We start from the raw sequence: 17,905 nt of genomic DNA on the forward strand, positions 1-17,905 counted from the left end.
CGGCGCTGCGCAGCACCCCGGCCGGGCCGGCCTCGGTCGGCAGCCGCACGGAGCCCAGCTCGCGGTCGGCGTCGTCGAGCACCATGCCCAGCACCTTCGACCCGCCGACGTCGAGCCCGGCCCGCCACGGGACCCCGGCGGGGTCGGGTCCGTGGCCGAGCACCGGGCCTGGCCGCGCGGGGACGTCGGTGCTCACGGGCGCACCCTGCGCGACCCGCCGGACAGGACGGCGTCGAGCGCGCCGGCGTTCGCCCGCGAGGCGCCGAAGGTGTGCACCACGGCACCCCCCGGCACGACGTCCGGCCCGGGCCAGCCCATCTCGACGGCCACCAGGTCGGGACGCGCAGCGGCGAGCCGGTCGAGGAGCGCCCCCACCCACGCGTGGCGGTGCTGCTCGCGCACCAGCACCACCAGCGGGCGTCCCCCTGCGGCGGCCAGCACCTGGTCGGCGTCCGTGCGCTCGTCGACGTCGAGCCGCAGCACGTCGGGCAGCGCCGAGGGGTCGGGCAGTCCCCACGGCACCTCGCCGACGGCGACGTTCGTGCCGGTGCGCACCCGCACGACGAGGGCGCCGGCGAGGTCGGGCAGGTCGCCCTGGACCCGCACGGCCGCCGCGGCGGCGCGCGCGGACGACGTGGTGTCGGCGCTCGGGGGCTCGGCGGCGCGGCGCAGCCTGGCCACCTCGTCGGCCGCGACGTCGACCCGCCGGGCGGCGTCGAGCAGCCGCTCGGCGGGGAGGCTGCCGTCGTGCACGGCGGCCTCCAGCGCCGCGACGACGTCGAGGTGCACCTGCTCGTCCTTGTCGGCGCCGAGGCACAGCAGGTCGACGCCGGCCGCGACGGCGAGCACGGCCGCCGCGGGCTCGCCCCGGCCGCCGCTGGCCCCGCGCATGTCGATGGCGTCGCTGACCAGCAGGCCGTCGAAGCCCAGCCCGCCCTCCCCCGGGTCGGCCCGCAGCAGGCCCAGGACGGTCGGGCTCAGGGTCGCCGGCAGCAGCGGGTCGAGCGCGGGCAGCAGCACGTGCGAGGTCATCACGGCGAGCGCGCCCGCCTGCACGGCGGCCCCGAACGGCGCCAGCTCGCGGGCGCGCAGCACCTCGAGCGGCGCGTCGACCACGGGCAGGTCGAGGTGCGAGTCCTGGGCGGTGTCGCCGTGCCCCGGGAAGTGCTTCACGCAGGCGCCGACCCCGGCGGCCTGCAGGCCCTGCACGGCGGCGGCCACGTGCCGCGAGACCAGCTCGGGGTCGGCGCCGAGGCTGCGGACGCCGATCACCGGGTTGCGCGGGTTGCTGTTCACGTCGGCGACCGGCGCGAGGTCGAGGTCGACGCCGACCGACGCCAGCTCGTGCCCGACGTCGAGGTGCACCGCGCGGGTGAGCGCGAGGTCGTCGGCGGCACCGAGCGCGGCGCTGCCGGGTGCCGGGCTGCCGAGCCGCATGTGCAGGCGGGTGACGTCGCCGCCCTCCTCGTCGGACGTGACGAGCACCCGGTCGCCGGCGGCGTGCACCCGCGCCGAGAGCGCCGCGACCTGCTCGTGGTCGACGACGTTCGACCCGAACAGGCACACCGAGCCGAGGCCCTCGCCGAGCAGCCGCTCGGCCCAGGGCGGCAGGTCGGGACCGCGGAAGGCGGCCATCACCACGCGCGTGGCGGCGCGGCGCACCGCGGGGTCGTGCTGGGGCACCGTCGTCAGCCCTTCACCGCGCCGGACACCAGGCCCGCCGTCATCCGGCCCTGCACCAGCAGGAACAGCACGATGACCGGGATGGTCATCAGCGTCGACCCGGCCATGATCGCGCCCCAGTCGGTGCCGGCGTGCACCTGCTTGAACGACCGGAGCCACACCGGCAGCGTGAGGTGCTCCGGACGGTTCATCAGCACCAGCGCCGTCACGAACTCGTTCCAGGCCTGGATGAACGCGAAGACGCCGGTCGCCACCAGTCCCGGCCACAGCAGCGGCAGGGTGACCGACCGGAAGGCCCGCACCCGGCTGCAGCCGTCGACCATCGCGGCCTCCTCGAGCTCCTGCGGGATGCCGGTGACGAAGCCGCGCAGCGTCCAGATCGTGAAGGGCAGCACCGTGGCCAGGTAGACCAGCCCCAGTCCCAGCACGGAGTTCGTGAGGTGCCAGCCGTCCATCAGCCGGTAGATCGACAGGATCATCGCCTCGCCCGGCAGCATCTGCACCACCAGCAGCACGACGACGAACCCCCGCCTGCCGCGGAAGGCGAAGCGCGAGAGGGCGACCGCCGCGAGCAGGGCCAGCAGCAGCGCCGCGGCGACGCAGAGCAGGGTCACGGCGAGGCTGTTGCGCAGCGCGTCGAGGAACGGCAGCTGGCTCTCGCCGAACAGCACGCGGTCGTAGTTGCGCAGCGTGGGGCTGGTCGGCGCGAACGTCGGCTCGGCGCTGCGGATGCGGTCGTTCGTCAGGAACGACGTGCTGACCATCCAGTAGACCGGGAACACCGACGCGAGCACCACGAGCACGGCGCACGCGTTCAGGCCGAACCGCCGGCTGCGGCGGCGCGGACGGCGGACGGCGGTGCGGCCGACGGGGCGCACGGCGGCACCGACCGCGGCGCCCGGTCCGGCGGCGACCGCCCCGAGCGGTGGCTCGACGGCTGTCGTCACGGCTGCTCCTCCCGGAGGGTCTGGCGGACGTACGCCGCCGAGGCCACGAGCATGATCACGACCATCACGACGGCGATCGCGCTGCCGACGTCGAACCGGCCCTGGGCGACACCCACCTGGTAGACGTACACACCGAGCGTGCTGGTGCGCGAGGTGATGCCGCCCGCGTCCTGCAGGGCGAAGATCTGGGTGAAGACGCGCAGGTCCCAGATGACCTGCAGCACCGTCACGATGCGCAGCACCGGGCGCAGGTAGGCGAGGGTGATGTGGCGGAACCGCTGGGCCGCGCTCGCGCCGTCGAGCTGCGCCGCCTCGTCGACCTCGTCCGGCACCTGGGTCAGCGCCGCGTACACGGTGAAGGCGACGAACGGCACCGACTGCCAGACGATCACCAGCGCGGCGACGGCGAAGAACGACAGCGGGCTGATCAGCCACGAGTGGCCCTGGGCGTCGATCCCCAGCCGGCCGAGCAGGAAGTTCACGACGCCGTACTGGCTGTCGAACATCCAGCCCCAGATCACGATCGACGTCAGCGCCGGCATCGCCCAGGCGAGCAGCAGGCCGACGCTGACCGCCAGACGCATCCCCTTGGACAACCGACCCATCATGAGCGCGATGAGCGTGCCGAGGGTCATGGTGAGCACCACGCAGGCGGCGCAGAACAGCGCGCTGCGCAGCAGCACCTGCCAGAACGCGGTGTCGCCGAGCACCGCGCGGTAGTTCTCCAGGCCGACGAACTCCGGTGGGGCACCGAAGACCTGGGCCCGCCCGTAGTGCTGCGTCGAGGTGACGAGCAGCTTGACGAGCGGCCAGCCGGTGAGCACGAGCAGCACCGCGACGGAGGGCGCGAGCAGCGCCAGTGGCAGCGCGGTGCGGCGGCGCGGCGCGACCCGCACCCGGCGGGAGCGGCCCGCGGGGTCGATCGCGCGCTCGAGGACGGCCATCGGCGCTGCTCCAGTCGTCTCGGTCGTCGGGTGGCGGTGGGTGGTGGCGGGGCCCGCGGGGTGCGCCGGTGGGACGCACCCCGCGGGTCGTGCGACAGAAGGCCTGCGGGACTAGCGGTTCAGTGCCGCGGTGATCTTCTGGTCGGCCGCGGCCGCGAGCTTCGCGACGTCGCCGCCCTTGGCGATCTGGACGAACAGGTCCTCCATGATCTTGTCGGACTCGACGTTCGCCCACCCCGGCGCGGCAGGGGTCGAGCGGGTGTTCGTCGCCGACTGCGCCGTGGCCTTGGCCAGGTCGTCGGTGCCGAGCGCGGTGACCAGCGACGTCTTGGCGGGGATGAGCCCGGCCTCGGCCATCTTGGTCTGGTAGCCGTCCGACAGCAGGATCTTCAGGGCGTCGTACGCCAGGTCGGGGTGCTTCGACTTCGCGGCGATGGCGACGTTCGAGCCGCCGAGGAAGACCGGGGCGGTCGTGCCGGCGGTGTCACCCGGCAGGGCGAACACACCGAGGTCCTTCTTGGAGTCGGGGCAGCCGCCGTCGGCCTTCGGCGCGGTGATCGAGCCGCTCACCCAGCCGGGCGCCGACAGCATGCCGATCTTGCCGGCGCAGTACGGCACCTGCGGGTCGGTCTCGTTGCCGTCCTTCGCGGCACCGGACGCGTTCGCCATGACCTGCTGCACCAGCTTCAGGCCCTCGACCGACTGCGGCGTCGACAGCGAGCCGGCCCACTTGCCGTTCTGCTGGGTGGCCAGGTCGCCGCCCTCGGCCCAGATGTACGGCAGGCCGTTGCGCCAGTCCTGCCCGGGCCACCAGATGCCGCTGAAGTCCTTGCCGCCGGCCTTCTTCAGCTTCTCGCCGGCCGCGACGTACTCCGCCATCGTCGTGGGCACCGCGATGCTGTTCTTCTTCAGCAGGTCCTTGCGGTAGAACACCAGTCGGGCCCCGGCGTAGTACGGCGCGGCGTACAGCTTGCCGTCGTAGCTGCCGGCGTCGACGAAGCCCTTGAGCAGGTCGTCGCCACCGAGGTCCGCCTTCTTGGCGGTGATGTCCTGGAAGGCACCGGCCGAGCTGAAGGCCACGGCCTGCGTGTTGCCGACCTCGACGACGTCCGGGCTGTCGCTGCCGGACAGCGACGTCGTCAGCTTGTCGACCAGGCCGTCCCACACCTGCTGCTCGATGACGAGCTGGGCGTCGGGGTGCTGCTTGGCGAACTCGGCGATCGCATACTGCCGCACCGGCTCCGGGGTGTCGGTGCCGTTCAGCCAGAGCCGCACCTTCGTCTTGCCGCCGGCCGCGGCGTCGCCGGAGCCCTTGTCGCTGCTGTCGTTGCCGCAGGCGGTGAGGGCGAGTGCCGCCACGACGCCCACGGCTGCGAGCCGGATGATCTTCACGGGGTTCCTCCTGGAGTGGTGGTGCGCTGTGGCGGGTCTGGTGGGACGGGTCGGACGGGTGGGACGCGGTGAGAGGTCAGGAGACGCCGAGCTGGCCGGAGAGCACGAGCACGGCGGCGCCGGCGAGGACGACGTCGGCACCGAGGCTCGCCATGCGCAGGTCGAGGTCCTCGCCGACGACGGCCATCGTGCGGCGGCGCAGCACCGAGGCGGTGCCCTCGAGCAGCGCACCGTCGAGCAGGTCGGCCGGGCCGGAGAGCCGGATCTCGCGCAGGTCGAGCACGCTGACGACCGGGGCGAGCGCCGAGCCGAGCCGGCGACCCACCTTGGCCAGCGCCGCCCGGCGTCCGGCGTCGTCGAGCCCGTCGATCGCCGCCCGCAGCGCGGGTGCGGCGAGCACCGTCTCGAGACAGCCCCGGCGACCGCAGGCGCAGCCGTCGCCGCGCTCGTCGACGACGACGTGCCCGAGCTCGCCGGCGGCGTGGTGGTGGCCGCGCAGCAGCGCGCCGTCGAGCAGCAGTCCCGAGCCGACGCCCTTGCCGACGGCGATGAGGATGAGGCCGCTGCCGCTCGCACCGCCGAAGGTGTGCTCGGCCAGCGCCGCGGCGTTGGCGTCGTTCGCCACGTGCACGGGCAGGTCGAGCGCCTCGCCGACGCGCTGGGCCAGCGGCTCGCGCTCCCAGCCGAGGTTCGGTGCGAGCACCACCACGCCGTCGCCGTCGACCACACCGGGCGTGCCGATCCCGACACCGAGCACCGGGCGGGTGGCCTGCTCGACCAGGGTGCGCGCCATCGCCACGACGGCGCCGACGGCGGACTCGCCGGTGCGACCGCGCAGCGTGGAGGTGCGGCGCAGCACCACCTGGCCGGTGAGGTCGAGCAGCGCCCCGGCCAGCCGCTGCTCGTCGGACAGGTCCAGCGACACGATGAGCGCGCCGTCCGCCCGCAGGCCGACGAGCGTGGCGGGCTTGCCGACCCGGCTCCCGGGGCGCACCCCCAGCTCCTCGACGAGCTCCTCGCCCATCAGATCGGCGACCAGGTCGGACACCGTCACGCGGGTCAGCCCGGTCTCTCGGGCGAGGTCGGCGCGCGACGCCGGCCCCTGCTGCAGCAGACTCTGCAGCACGAGCGACCGGTTGTGCCGCCGCGCGTGCTCGGGCAGCACCTTGGCCGTGGGCCGCAGGGTGCGGCTCGTCGCCCCGGCTGGTGGCCGCGTCGTCACCGTCATGTTTGTTAGTAGAGCGGCCTTACAAATACGTGTCAAGGACCCCGGGGGCACGACTTCGACGGGCCGGCGCGAGGGGCGGCGGGTCCGATCCGTCCCCTCCGCGCCGTCTGCACCGATCGCACCTCGCGCCGCGTCGAGACCGGTTGCGCCGCAATGATCCTGCACCCTGCGCGACCGAGAGGGCGCGGGCGGTCACGGTCCGCGGATTTCCTTCCCAGCCGGTGACCGCGCTGCGATGCTCGGCCGCGGTCGCCGACGACCGAGGCGACCGTGCCCATCGAGGAGTCACGCATGCGCACACCCACCAGGGTCGCCGTCGCCGCAGCGCTCACCGCGACCGCCGCCTTCACCCTCTCCCCCACGAGCGCGACCGCCGCCGCCAGGCACCGCGAGGCCGCGGCACCAGCCGTCACCCCGCTCACGTCCGACGTGTTCGCCCCGTTCCAGCTCGCCGTCTCGGCCGGCCGGCTCTACGTCGCCGACGGCGGCACCTCGACGGTGTCGCGCGTCGACGGCAAGGGCGCGCTGCACGCCATCTCGAAGGGCCCGCAGCCCGGCGAGGTCGCGGGCGTCGCCTGGAACGCGAGCCACACCACGTTCGCGCACACGCAGCTGAACTACGCCACCGGCAAGAGCGAGCTCGTCATCAAGACCGGCCGCACGACCGTGAAGGCCGACCTCGGCGCCTTCGAGGCCGCGAAGAACCCGGACGCCGGTGTGCAGTACGGCATCGACGACCCGACGGACTGCCAGAAGGCGGCGTTCGAGCCGCTCGGCGGCGCGAGCCCGACGGGCGGCGTCGACAGCCACGCCTACGCGGTCGCCGCGGACGGCAGCGGCTGGATCGTGGCGGACGCCGGCGGCAACGACCTGCTGCGGGTCAGCAGCACCGGCAAGGTGTCGCTGCTGACCGTGCTGCCGCGCCAGCCCTCCACCATCACGGCCTCGGCCGCGGCGGCGCTCGGGCTGCCCGACTGCGTGATCGGTGCGGTCTACAACTTCGAGCCGGTGCCCACGGACGTCGAGTGGCGGGGCGGGCGGCTCATCGTGTCGCTCCTGCCGGGTGGTCCGGAGGACCCGAGCCTCGGGGCCCGCGGGTCGGTCTACTCGGTGCACCCGCACTCCGGGAAGGCCACGTGGCTGGCCGGCGGGTTCCTCGGCGCCACGAACGTGGCGGTCGGGCACCGCGGCGAGATCTACGTCGCCGAGCTGTTCGCCGGGCGGGTCTCGCGCATCCACGGCCACTCGTCCACGCCGTACGCGTCGGTGCCGGGTGTCGTCTCGATCACCGCACGCGTCGGGACCGGGCTGTGGGGCGGTGTGCTGGCGCCGACCGACGACCAGGGCAACCCGACCGGACCGGGGGCGATCGTCCGCATCGGGTAGCGGGAGCAGTGCCGTCGGGGGAATCGAACCCTCCGCAACACCCATGCTGAACTGCCACGCCTCGTGGGCGTCGTCTCACGGCCGGGTCACGGCCTTCGCATCCAGGGACGGCGCCAGGTACAGCACCGCGGGTGGCCCGGGTGTTCCCGAGCCACCCGCGGGGGTGTGTGCGATCGGTGCGACCTGCGTCACACCACCTGCTGGGCCGCAACGCCGTTGACGCGGTCGGCGACGAGCGCCAGCACGGCGTCCGCCTGGTCGTGCTCGACCTGGCAGGTGCCGGCGGCCTGGTGCCCGCCGCCGCCGTGCTCCAGCATCAGCGCGCCGACGTCGACCGGCGAGGTGCGGTCGAGGATCGACTTGCCGACGGCCAGCACGGTGTTCAGCTGCTGCTTGCCCCAGATGACGTGCACGCTGACCCGGCACTGCGGGAACAGCGCGTAGACCATGAACCGGTTGCCGGCGTGGATGACGTCCTCGGTGCGCAGGTCGACGACGACGAGGTCGCCGCGCACGGTGCTGCAGCGGCGCAGCTGGGCGACGAACAGCTCGCTCTGCTCGCGGAACAGCTCCACGCGCTCCGCGACGTCCGGGGTGGCCAGGATCGACTCGACGTTCTCGTGCTCGAGCACGGTGTCGATGAGCTGCATCATCAGCTGGTAGTTCGAGATGCGGAAGTCGCGGAACCGGCCGAGGCCCGTGCGGCTGTCCATCAGGAAGTTGAGCAGCGTCCAGCCCTGCGGGTCGAGCACGTCGGCCAGCTCGTACTGCGCCGAGTCGGCCTGGTCGACGGCGCGCATGAGCTCGTCGCTCACCTGGGGGAACGCGTCGGCGCCGCCGTAGAAGTCGTAGACCACCCGGGCCGCCGAGGGCGCGTCGGGGTCGATCACGTGGTTGGGCGCGGTGCCACCGGTGCGCAGCGTCTCGCTGTGGTGGTGGTCGAAGACGACGTGCGCGCCCTCGGCGTACGGCAGGTTCGTGAGGATGTCGCGCGAGGTCACCTCGACCGCGCCGTCCTGCACGTCCTTGGGGTGCACGAACAGGATGTCGTCGATCAGGCCGAGCGCCTTCAGCAGCACGGCGCAGACCAGGCCGTCGAAGTCGCTGCGCGTCACCAGTCGGTACTGCTGCTTCGTCATGCACCGTGTGTCGACGCGACGACGCCCCGCGTCGATCGGCCGGACGGGTGACGGCGGCCGCGCCGCCGGTGCAGCAGGATGGGCCCATGGACCCCCGCGTGCTGGACGGCGCCCGCGTCGGCCCCGAGGGCTGGCCACCGAGCCGCTTCGCGTCCGGCATCAGCGGCTGGACCTACGCGCCGTGGCGCGGCACGTTCTACCCGCCGAAGCTGCCGCACCGCCTCGAGCTGGCGTACGCGTCGCGCCGGCTGTCGGCGATCGAGGTCAACGGTTCGTTCTACTCGCTGCAGCACCGCGACTCGTGGCAGCGGTGGGCGGCCGACACCCCGCCGGGGTTCGTGTTCTCGGTGAAGGGTCCGCGGTTCATCACGCACATGAAGCAGCTGCTCGACGTGCGGGTGCCGCTGGCGAACTTCCTGGCGTCCGGGGTGCTGGCGCTGGGCGACAAGCTCGGCCCCATGCTGTGGCAGCTGCCGCCGCGGATGCGGTTCGACGCCGAGCGCGTCGAGTCCTTCCTGGCGATGCTGCCGCACACCACGACCGCGGCCGCCGCGCTGGCCCTCGAGCACGACGACCGGATGACCGACCGCGAGTGGACGACGACCGACGCCGACCGCCCGCTGCGGCACGCGATGGAGGTGCGGCACGCGTCGTTCGCCGACCCCTCGTTCACCGCCATGCTGCGCGAGCACGACGTCGCCCTGGTGCGCGCCGACACCGGCGGTCGCTGGCCCGAGCTGGACGACGCGACGTCCGACCACGCCTACCTGCGGCTGCACGGCGACGAGGAGCTGTACGTGAGCGGGTACGACGCGCCGGCCATCGCGCGCTGGGCCGAGTACGTGCGCGCGGCGCTCGAGACGCGCTCGGCGCTGGTGTTCTTCGACAACGACGTCAAGGTGCGCGCGCCGTACGACGCGCTCGCGCTGGCCGAGGCGGTGGGCGGGTGAGCGAGCCCGTCACCGCGGCGGCCGACGCGCAGCGGCTGCGGTCGCTGCGGCGGGCCAAGCTCGGTGCGCTGTCGCTGCTGGTGCTGGCCGCCCTGGTCGACCTGGCCGCGCTGCTCGCCCAGCGGCACGGCGTCGGCGGCTGGGCCGGGTACGTGCGGGCCGGCGCCGAGGCGGGCATGGTCGGCGGCCTGGCCGACTGGTTCGCCGTGACCGCGCTGTTCCGGCGCCCGCTCGGGTTGCCGATCCCGCACACGGCCCTCGTGCCGACGCGCAAGGCGGCGCTCGGCGAGAGCCTGGCCGACTTCGTCGGCACCCACTTCCTCGCCCCCGACGTCGTGCGCGACCGCATCGCGCGGGCCGGTGTGCCGCGCCGGGTGGGCGCCTGGCTCTCCGCTCCCGAGCACGCGCAGCGGGTGACCGCGGAGGCCGCCGTCGGCGTGCAGGCGGCGATCGGCGTGCTGCGCGACGAGGACGTGCGCTCCGTGCTGGGCGAGGCGGTGCTCGGCCGGCTGGCCGGGGCGCAGCTCGCGCCGCCCGCGGGCCGGGTGCTCGGGCAGGTGGTGCGCGACGGGGCCCACCACGGCCTGGTCGACGTCGCGGCGCGCGAGCTGCGCGGCTGGCTGGAGGCCAACGAGGAGCTGGTGGTGGCGACCCTCGCGGCGCAGGCGCCGGGATGGTCGCCGAGGGTGCTCGACGAGGCGATCGCGGTGCGGGCGCACCGCGAGCTGCTGCGGGTGTGCCGCGACGTGGAGCACGACCGCGACCACCGGCTGCGGGGCGCGCTCGACTCGTTCCTCGCCCGGCTCGCCGAGGACCTGCGCGACGACCCGGCGACCATCGAGCGGGTCGAAGCCACCAAGCAGGCGCTGCTCGAGCGCCCCGACGTGCGGTCGGCGCTGGGCGACCTGCTCTCGGCCGGGCGCCGGCTGGTGGTCGACCTCGTCGGCGACCCGGGGAGCACCCTGCGGGTGCAGGCCGCCGAGGCCCTGTCGGGGTTCGGTCGGCGGCTGCTCGACGACGAGCAGCTGGCCGCCAAGGTCGAGCAGTGGGCGGCCGGCGTGGCGTCGTACGCCGTCGGCACCTGGCGCGGCGAGGTGACCGCGCTCATCACCGAGACGATCGAGCGGTGGGACGCCGACGAGGCCGGGCGCCGCATCGAGCTGCACGTGGGCCGCGACCTGCAGTTCATCCGGGTGAACGGCACCGTCGTGGGTGCGGTCGCGGGGCTGGCGATCCACGCGGTGGCGCAGCTGCTGCTGTAGCCCGGCCGGTCAGGGCAGCCGCAGGTCGACCACGGTCAGGCCGGCGTGCGCGGGTGCGTCGTCCAGGGCGGCCAGCGCGGCGCCGGCCTCCCCCAGCGGCACGACGGAGCCGACGAGCCGGGCCGGGTCGAGGCGGCCGTCGGCGACCATCGCCAGCATCGCCGGGTACTCGTGGGCAGCCATGCCGTGCGAGCCGTGCACCGACAGCTCGTGCGCGACGACGAGGTCCATGGGCAGCGGCGGGGTCGACCGCGCGCCCAGCAGCAGGCCGACCTGCACGTGCCGGCCTCTGCGGCGCAGCCCGCGCACCGAGGCCACGGCGACGTCCGGGTGGCCGGCGCAGTCGAGCGACACGTGTGCTCCCCCGCCGGTCAGCTCGCGCACCGCCTCCGCGACCGGCGTCCCGGACGAGGCGTCGACGAGCGCGTCGGCGCCCAGCCGGTGCGCGGCGTCGAGGGCCACCGGCGACACGTCGACCGCGACCACGCGCGCCCCCAGGGCGACGCCGATCATCACCGCGCTGAGCCCCGCACCACCGCAGCCGTGCACCGCGAGCCACTGACCCGCCCGCAGACCGCCGTGCGCGGTGAGCGCCCGGAACGCCGTCGCGAACCGGCACCCGAGCGCGGCGGCCGTCACGTCGTCGAGCCCGTCGGGCAGGCCCACCAGGTTGGTGTCGGCCGCGTGCAGCGCCACCAGGTCGGCGAAGCTGCCCGGGCCGGTGAACCCCGGCTGCGTCTGGTGCGGGCAGACCTGCTGGTCACCGGCCGCGCACGTCGGGCAGGCGCCGCAGCCGCAGACGAACGGCACGGTCACCCGGTCGCCGACGCGCCAGCCCCGCACCCCGGCGCCCACCTCGGCGACGGTGCCCGCGAGCTCGTGGCCTGGCACGTGCGGCAGCGCCACCGGGTCGTGGCCGCGCCAGGCGTGCCAGTCCGACCGGCAGACGCCCGTCGCGCCGACGCGGACGACGACGCCGCCGTCCGGGCAGACCGGCTCGGGGACGTCGGTCAGCCGGGGCAGCTGCCCGACGGCGTCGTAGCGGACGGCGCGCACTCCGTCATCGTGCCACCGACCGGCGGCACGCCTCCCGCCGACCGTCCCGGTCGCATCGATAGCCTGTGGCACATGTCGTGCGAGGTGCTCCGCTACACCGCCTTCACGCTCGAGGGGACGGGCGGCAACCCGGCCGGCGTCGTGCTCGACGCGGCCGGGCTCGACGCGCCCGCCATGCAGGCGGTGGCGGCCGAGGTGGGTCTCAGCGAGACCGTGTTCGTGACCGGGACCGACGGCGACGCGCTGCGGGTGCGCTACTTCAGCCCGCGCGCCGAGGTGGCGTTCTGCGGGCACGCGACCGTCGCGCTCGCGGTGGCGCTGGCCGAGCGCGACGGCCCGGGTCACCTGCGGCTGCTGACGGCGGCGGGCGAGGTGCCGGTCGACACCCAGGACGCCGGCGGCGAGGTGACCGCCACGCTGACCAGCGTGCCGCCCGTCGTGCGACCGGTCACGCGCGAGATCGTCGAGCGGGCGCTGGCCGCGCTCGGCTGGCAGCCCGGCGACCTCGACCGCCGCTACCCGCCGGTGGTCGCCGGCGCGGGCGTCGACCACCTGGTGCTCGTCGCGGCGACCCGCACCCGGCTCGCCGACCTGCACCACGACGTCCCGGCGCTCGAGGCGCTGGCGGCCGAGCAGGGCTGGACGACGCTGCAGCTGGTCTGGGCGGAGGGGGCGACGGTGTTCCGGTCGCGCAACCCGTTCCCGGCCGGCGGCGTCGTCGAGGACCCGGCCACGGGTGCGGCCGCCGCGGCGCTCGGCGGCTACCTGCGCGAGCTGCAGCTGGTCGACCCGCCGGTGCAGGTGCTGGTGGTGCAGGGCGAGGACATGGGCCGGCCGAGCCGGTTGCTCGTCGACGTGCCGGCCGGCTCGGGCGGCATCCGGGTCACCGGGGCTGCCGCGCGGCTGCCCTGATCTCCCGCAGGTCGATCGTGTCGCCGGCCCCGACCTCCTCGGCGATCCTGCGGCGCACGTCGCGGTCGAGCGACGCGCGCACCAGGGCCGCCGTGAGCCGCGACAGGTCGTCGGTGCCGGCCAGCTCGGCGAGCGCGTCGGCACCCGTCGGCAGGTCGAGCTGCTGCGCGGCCTTCGACACCCTGTCGTCGGTGTACGGCCGCAGCCACGGCCACACGGCCTGCGCCTCGCGGAGGAAGATGCTGGCGCCCACCGGCCCGAGCCCCGGCACCTGCTGCAGCGCCTCGGCCGCCTCGCGCGCGTCGGTCTGCGGCACCAGCCGGCGCACGTCGCCGCCGTGCTCCGACAGCAGCAGCGCCGCCGCGTCCCCGAGCCGGGTGGCGGTGCTCTCGTCGTAGCGCCGGTAGTGCGCGCGGCCCAGGGCGTCGACGCGGTGCTGCCAGCTCGTCTCGTGCATCCGGCGCGGTGTCGTGCACCCGGCGGCGTCCAGCTCGCGGGCCGCGTCGACCGCGATCGACGCCTTGATGCGGGTCGCGAGCAGCGACGACAGCACGAGCAGGCGGAACAGCGGCGAGGGCGTGTCGCGCAGCCGGATACCGGCGTCCTGCGCGTACGTCGTGCCGGCGACGTCGAGCAGCGCCCTGGCGGTGCGGCGGTGCGCCGCGGTCACCCGTGCCCCCATGTGCACCACCGTGCCACGATCGCGCGCGACGCGCCCGACTCGTCCCGGTGCTTCGCCGTGCAGCGACCCGGGAGCCGGGCTACTCGCCGTGCAGCTCGGCGATCGCCTGCTCCCACGCGTCGAGCGCGCGCTCGAGGGGGCCCGCGGGGTACGACGGCAGCCAGTGCACGACCCGGCGCGCGCCGGCCTCGGCGTACTGCTCGAGCACCCGCGGGTCGGCCGGCACGCTCAGCACCGAGAGCGTCAGCGGCCGGTCCGCCCCGTCGCGCAGCGCCGTCCAGCGCGGGATCACGCTGTCGTCGGGCAGGTGGTTGGGGAACCAGCCGTCGGCGTAGGCGAGCACGCGCTGCTCGACGGTCGGTCCCATGCCGCCGACGAGCACGGGCGGGAACGGCTGCTGCGCGGGCTTCGGCCAGGACCAGATGCGCTCGAAGTCGACGAACTCGCCGTGGTAGCTGGCCTCGTCCTCGGTCCAGATCTGCTGCATCGCCTCGACGCGCTCCTGCATCAGCGCCATCCGCGTGCGCGGGTCGGTGCCGTGGTTCTCCATCTCCTCGCGGTTCCAGCCCGCGCCGACGCCGAGCTCGACCCGGCCGCCGGAGAGGTGGTCGATGCTGGCCACCTGCTTGGCCAGCACGATCGGGTCGTGCTCCACGACGAGGCAGATGCCGCTGCCGATGCGCAGCCGGCTCGTGGCCAGCGCCGCCGCGGTCATCGTGACCATCAGGTCGTAGGTGTGCAGGTACTTGCGCGGCAGCTCGCCGCCGCCGTCGTACGGCGTGCGCCGCTCGGCGGGGATGTGCGTGTGCTCGGCGAAGAAGATCGACTCCTGCCCGCGCTGCTCGACGAGGGCCGCGACCTCCCCCGGGCCGAGGGCGTCGTGCGTCGCGAAGTACCCCACACCGAAGTCCATGCTCGCAGCCTAGGACGACGGCGGCCCGCCGCACCACGAGGGTGCGACGGGCCGCCGGATCCGTTGCGAGCACCGGGCTCCAGGGGCTCAGAGCGCCCGGAGCAGCAGCTTCACCGCCTTCAGGTCGTTGCCCTTCAGGTGCGCGACGTCGGCCCGGGCGATCGCGTCGCTGGCCTTCGCCGGCGACCCGTTGGTCGGGCTCTGCACCTGCTGCTGCACGAACAGCCGCAGCAGCGTCACCAGCTGCGCCGACTGCGGGTCGCTGACCTTCGTGCCCGCGGCGAACCGCTTGGCGGACGCGAGCTGCTTCGCCGACGGCTTCGCGGCCTTCGCCTTGGCGGTGGTCACCGTGGTCTGCAGCCCCCAGCCGAACGGGAACAGCGGCTTGTACGTGCTGTCGCCCACGTTGATCGGCTCCTGCGCCGCGGTGCGCGGCCACGACTGCGACAGCTGACCGGTGAACGCCTTGCGACCGAACAGGACGTCGGCCACGCCGGCGCCCTCGCTGCCGGGCAGCCACGACGCGACGAGCGCGTCGACGTCACCCAGGCGGTTGCCGATCACCTGCGGGCGACCGGAGACCACGAGCACCACGCACTTCGGCAGCGCCGCGCACACCTTGTCGACGACCGCGGCGTCGCCGCTCTTGAGCTCCATCTGCTTGGTCTCGCGGGGCACGTTCGCGTCCCACGGGTCGTAGGCCCACTGCGGGCCCCCGACGTCGCCGAAGCCCTCGGAGTACGGCGTCTCGCCGACGACCACGACGCCGACGTCGCTGCCGGCGGTCGGGGCGGAGGCGTCCGCGCTGTAGGTGATGCTGGCGCCCGGGGCGACCTGCTTCATGCCCGCCAGGATCGACGTCGCACCGGTCGTGTGGTTGCCCGAACCGCCCTGCCAGCTGATGGTCCAGCCACCCATCTGGTTGCCGACGTCGTCGGCGTTGCCGCCGGCCACGTAGACCTTCTGGTCCGCCTTCAGCGGCAGCACCCCGCCGGCGTTCTTCAGCAGCACCTGCGACTCGGCGGCGGCCTGCCGGGCGAGCGCCCGGTGCTCGGTGCCGCCGATGGCGTCGGCGTTGCTGCGGTCGGCGTACGGCTTCTCGAAGAGGCCCAGCTCGAACTTCTTGGTGAGGATGCGCGAGACGGCGTCGTTGATGCGCGAGCGCTTCACGTTGCCGTCCATCACCTGGGTCACCAGGTCGTTCTCGAACTGCACGTAGGACGAGGGCACCATCGCCATGTCGCCGCCGGCGTTGACGTAGTTGGCGATGCGCTCGCCGTTGGTGTCACCGGGCACCTTGTCGATGCCGTTGTAGTCGCTGATGACGAAGCCGTCGAAGCCGATCTTGTCCTTGAGCCAGCCCTGCATCAGCTCCTTGTTGGCGTGCATCTTCACCGGGTTGCCCAGGCCGTCGTCGGTGTAGTCGACGCTCGAGTACGACGGCATGATCGTGCCGACGTCGTGCTGCTGCACCGCCGGCTTGTAGGGCGAGAGGTCGATCTGGTTGAAGTGCTTGCGCGACTGCTGCGTGATGCCCTGGTCGATCGGGTAGTCGCTGCTGTTGGCCCCGGCGTCGTTGCGGCCGCTGCCGTAGGTGGTGTCGCCGTCGCCGGCGAAGTGCTTGGCGCTGGCCAGCACCTTGTCGTTGTCCGCGAGCTGCGCCCGCGAGGTGCCCTGCAGGCCGTCGATCGACGTCTCCATGGCGATGACGAGCGAGGGGTCCTCGCCGAACGACTCGTACGTGCGGCCCCAGCGGTCGTCGCGGGCGACGCAGACGCAGGGCGCGAAGGCCCACGGGATGCCGGTGGCCCGGGTCTCGCTGGCCACGACGGCTTCCGCGTCCTCGACCAGCTGCGGGTCGCGGGTCGAGCCGAGCCCGATGTTGTGCGGGAAGATCGTCGCGCCGACCAGGTTGCCGTGGCCGTGCACCGAGTCGACGCCGTAGATCATCGGGATCTGCAGGCGGGTCTTCAGCGCGTACGACTGGTACGCGTCGACCATGTCGGCCCACGACTTCGCGTCGTTGGTGGCCGGGGTCGAGCCGCCGCCGGAGAGGATCGAGCCGAGCTTGTAGGCGCTGATCTGCTCGCGGTTCGCGTCGAGACCGTTGCGCTCGGCCTGCGTCATCTGGCCGACCTTCTCCTCGAGCGTCATCCGCTTGAGGAGGTCCTTGACGCGCTGCTGCACGGGCAGGCTGGCGTCGAGGTAGGGCATGTGCTGCGCGTTGACCACGACGGTCGGCTGCGCACCCTTCAGCGTCGCCCCGCTCGGGGTGACGCGCACCGCGATGGTGCGTGACGCGGCCGCGTGCTTCGTCGCCTTCGTCGGCACCTTGACGGTGCGCACGGTGCCGGCCTTCGCCTTCGCCGGGAAGGTGACCGTGCCGGACGTCGGGGCGTAGTCGGTGCCGGTGCGGGCCGTGCCGCCTGCCGTGGTCCACCGGACGGTGGTGGGCTTGCTGCTCGAGCGCAGCAGGCGCAGGGCGACGGTCGCGGTGCGCCCGCCGTCGACGGTGGTGACGGGCACCGCCTCGATCTGGGCGTCCGACGCGGCGGCGGCGCTGGTGGCGCCGAGGCCGAGGGCCGACACCACCCCCGCGGTCAGCGCGACGGCCGTGGTGGCTGCCAGTGGGCGGCGCGCGCGACGCCGCGGCGGCGGCGGTGCGGCGGGGGTGGTGGACGTGCTCACGAGACCTCCTCGTCCCGGCCCGCGCAAGGTGCGCAGGCTGTGGTGGTCTGCCCGGTTCGGGGCGACCGCCCTGATCCTGCACCCGGTCGCCCGATCTGCCAACCATCGGGAGGCAAAACCTGAGAGCGCTCCCACGCGGTGCGTGAGAGCGCTCTCAGGACGTGCGAGGTGCTGGGTCAGGTGAGCAGACCGCGGGCGTAGGCGGCCTGGCCGAGGTGCTGCAGGTCGTCGCCGACGACGCTCGCCAGCCGCACGCCGAGGGTGACCGGCGGGTCCCAGCGCGTGTCGACCACCCGCTCGAGGTCGTCGTCGGTGAGCGACTGCACGTACTCGAGCGTGCGCTGCGAGACCGCCTCGGCGTACCCGGCCAGCAGGTCGGAGGGGGCCCGCACCGCCGCGACCTGCTCGGCGCTGTGGCCGTACCCGGTGTCAGCTGGATCGAGCTCCAGGCCGAACCGGTCGACCCAGCCGTCCGCCGTCCACACCTGGGCCGTGCCCGCGACGTCGGCCACGTGGTCGTCCTGCACGCGGAAGGCGTGCCACACCAGCCAGGCGATCGAGTTGCCGGAGCCGTCGACCCGGGTCGCGAGCACGTCGTCGTCGAGCCCGTCGATCACACCGGTCGCCAGGTCGCGGATCTGCTCGTACACGGTCGTCAGCAGGGAGGTCGCAGCGGTCATGCCCCGAGGCTCGCACGCCCGCCGCGCCGGTGCACCCCTGGTT

The 17,905-nt window shown here is 74.2% G+C and carries 15 protein-coding genes and 1 pseudogene; 4 read left to right on the forward strand and 12 right to left on the reverse strand.

Annotated features, from left to right (window positions below):
• The 6 genes and pseudogenes from ACYVI6_RS11390 to ACYVI6_RS11415 form a co-directional block, all read right to left on the reverse strand.
• Positions 1-196 (reverse strand): annotated as a pseudogene (locus tag ACYVI6_RS11390) (hypothetical protein); the annotation flags it as partial.
• A complete protein-coding gene (locus ACYVI6_RS11395; protein WP_460446482.1) occupies positions 193-1,683 on the reverse strand; it encodes a glycoside hydrolase family 3 N-terminal domain-containing protein in 1,491 nt (496 codons plus the stop codon). The gene ACYVI6_RS11395 and the pseudogene ACYVI6_RS11390, both read right to left, overlap by 4 nt.
• A gap of 5 nt (positions 1,684-1,688) precedes the next feature.
• Positions 1,689-2,630 (reverse strand): carbohydrate ABC transporter permease, encoded by a 942-nt coding sequence (locus ACYVI6_RS11400; protein ID WP_460446483.1) that lies wholly within the window; start codon positions 2,628-2,630, stop codon positions 1,689-1,691.
• Positions 2,627-3,574 carry a carbohydrate ABC transporter permease gene (locus tag ACYVI6_RS11405; RefSeq protein ID WP_460446484.1) on the reverse strand — a complete coding sequence of 316 codons (948 nt, stop codon included), beginning with the start codon at positions 3,572-3,574 and terminating at the stop codon, positions 2,627-2,629. Before ACYVI6_RS11405 ends, ACYVI6_RS11400 begins: the two co-directional genes overlap by 4 nt.
• A 111-nt stretch (positions 3,575-3,685) precedes the next feature.
• The gene (locus ACYVI6_RS11410) at positions 3,686-4,966 is read right to left on the reverse strand and encodes an extracellular solute-binding protein (RefSeq protein ID WP_460446485.1); all 1,281 of its coding nucleotides are present in this window, start codon (positions 4,964-4,966) and stop codon (positions 3,686-3,688) included.
• Positions 4,967-5,042: 76 nt separating this feature from the next.
• Complete coding sequence (locus tag ACYVI6_RS11415; RefSeq protein ID WP_460446486.1) at positions 5,043-6,194, reverse strand: ROK family transcriptional regulator; 1,152 nt, start codon at positions 6,192-6,194, stop codon at positions 5,043-5,045.
• Positions 6,195-6,485: 291 nt separating this feature from the next.
• On the opposite strand from ACYVI6_RS11415, the gene ACYVI6_RS11420 reads away from it, so the two are divergent.
• Complete coding sequence (locus ACYVI6_RS11420; RefSeq protein ID WP_460446487.1) at positions 6,486-7,580, forward strand: ScyD/ScyE family protein; 1,095 nt, start codon at positions 6,486-6,488, stop codon at positions 7,578-7,580.
• 188 nt (positions 7,581-7,768) lie between these two features.
• On the opposite strand, the gene ACYVI6_RS11425 is transcribed toward ACYVI6_RS11420, so the two are convergent.
• Positions 7,769-8,719 carry an exopolyphosphatase gene (locus ACYVI6_RS11425; protein ID WP_460446488.1) on the reverse strand — a complete coding sequence of 317 codons (951 nt, stop codon included), beginning with the start codon at positions 8,717-8,719 and terminating at the stop codon, positions 7,769-7,771.
• Between the two features lie 86 nt (positions 8,720-8,805).
• On the opposite strand from ACYVI6_RS11425, the gene ACYVI6_RS11430 reads away from it, so the two are divergent.
• Both ACYVI6_RS11430 and ACYVI6_RS11435 read left to right on the forward strand, forming a co-directional pair.
• Positions 8,806-9,669: a DUF72 domain-containing protein gene (locus ACYVI6_RS11430; protein WP_460446489.1), complete on the forward strand. Its 864-nt coding sequence runs from the start codon at positions 8,806-8,808 to the stop codon at positions 9,667-9,669.
• Positions 9,666-10,931 carry a DUF445 domain-containing protein gene (locus tag ACYVI6_RS11435; RefSeq protein WP_460446490.1) on the forward strand — a complete coding sequence of 422 codons (1,266 nt, stop codon included), beginning with the start codon at positions 9,666-9,668 and terminating at the stop codon, positions 10,929-10,931. The genes ACYVI6_RS11430 and ACYVI6_RS11435 overlap by 4 nt, the downstream gene beginning before the upstream one ends.
• Positions 10,932-10,940: 9 nt before the next feature.
• On the opposite strand, the gene ACYVI6_RS11440 is transcribed toward ACYVI6_RS11435, so the two are convergent.
• On the reverse strand, positions 10,941-11,987 hold the full coding sequence (locus tag ACYVI6_RS11440; RefSeq protein WP_460446491.1) for a zinc-dependent alcohol dehydrogenase family protein: 1,047 nt from the start codon (positions 11,985-11,987) through the stop codon (positions 10,941-10,943).
• 72 nt (positions 11,988-12,059) lie between these two features.
• On the opposite strand from ACYVI6_RS11440, the gene ACYVI6_RS11445 reads away from it, so the two are divergent.
• Positions 12,060-12,899, forward strand: coding sequence for a PhzF family phenazine biosynthesis protein (locus ACYVI6_RS11445; protein ID WP_460446492.1), 840 nt, complete (start codon positions 12,060-12,062; stop codon positions 12,897-12,899).
• Here ACYVI6_RS11445 and ACYVI6_RS11450 read toward each other — a convergent pair.
• The 4 genes from ACYVI6_RS11450 to ACYVI6_RS11465 all read right to left on the reverse strand — a co-directional run bounded on the left by ACYVI6_RS11450 (position 12,871) and on the right by ACYVI6_RS11465 (position 17,862).
• Positions 12,871-13,581 (reverse strand): HhH-GDP family DNA glycosylase, encoded by a 711-nt coding sequence (locus tag ACYVI6_RS11450; protein ID WP_460446493.1) that lies wholly within the window; start codon positions 13,579-13,581, stop codon positions 12,871-12,873. The genes ACYVI6_RS11445 and ACYVI6_RS11450 overlap by 29 nt on opposite strands.
• A gap of 79 nt (positions 13,582-13,660) precedes the next feature.
• On the reverse strand, positions 13,661-14,494 hold the full coding sequence (locus ACYVI6_RS11455) for an LLM class F420-dependent oxidoreductase (RefSeq protein ID WP_460446494.1): 834 nt from the start codon (positions 14,492-14,494) through the stop codon (positions 13,661-13,663).
• Between the two features lie 87 nt (positions 14,495-14,581).
• The gene (locus ACYVI6_RS11460) at positions 14,582-17,182 is read right to left on the reverse strand and encodes a glycoside hydrolase family 3 N-terminal domain-containing protein (RefSeq protein WP_460446495.1); all 2,601 of its coding nucleotides are present in this window, start codon (positions 17,180-17,182) and stop codon (positions 14,582-14,584) included.
• Positions 17,183-17,358: 176 nt separating this feature from the next.
• Positions 17,359-17,862 carry a mycothiol transferase gene (locus tag ACYVI6_RS11465; RefSeq protein ID WP_460446496.1) on the reverse strand — a complete coding sequence of 168 codons (504 nt, stop codon included), beginning with the start codon at positions 17,860-17,862 and terminating at the stop codon, positions 17,359-17,361.
• Positions 17,863-17,905: the final 43 nt, after the last annotated feature.

The organism is Angustibacter aerolatus (assembly GCF_054776675.1).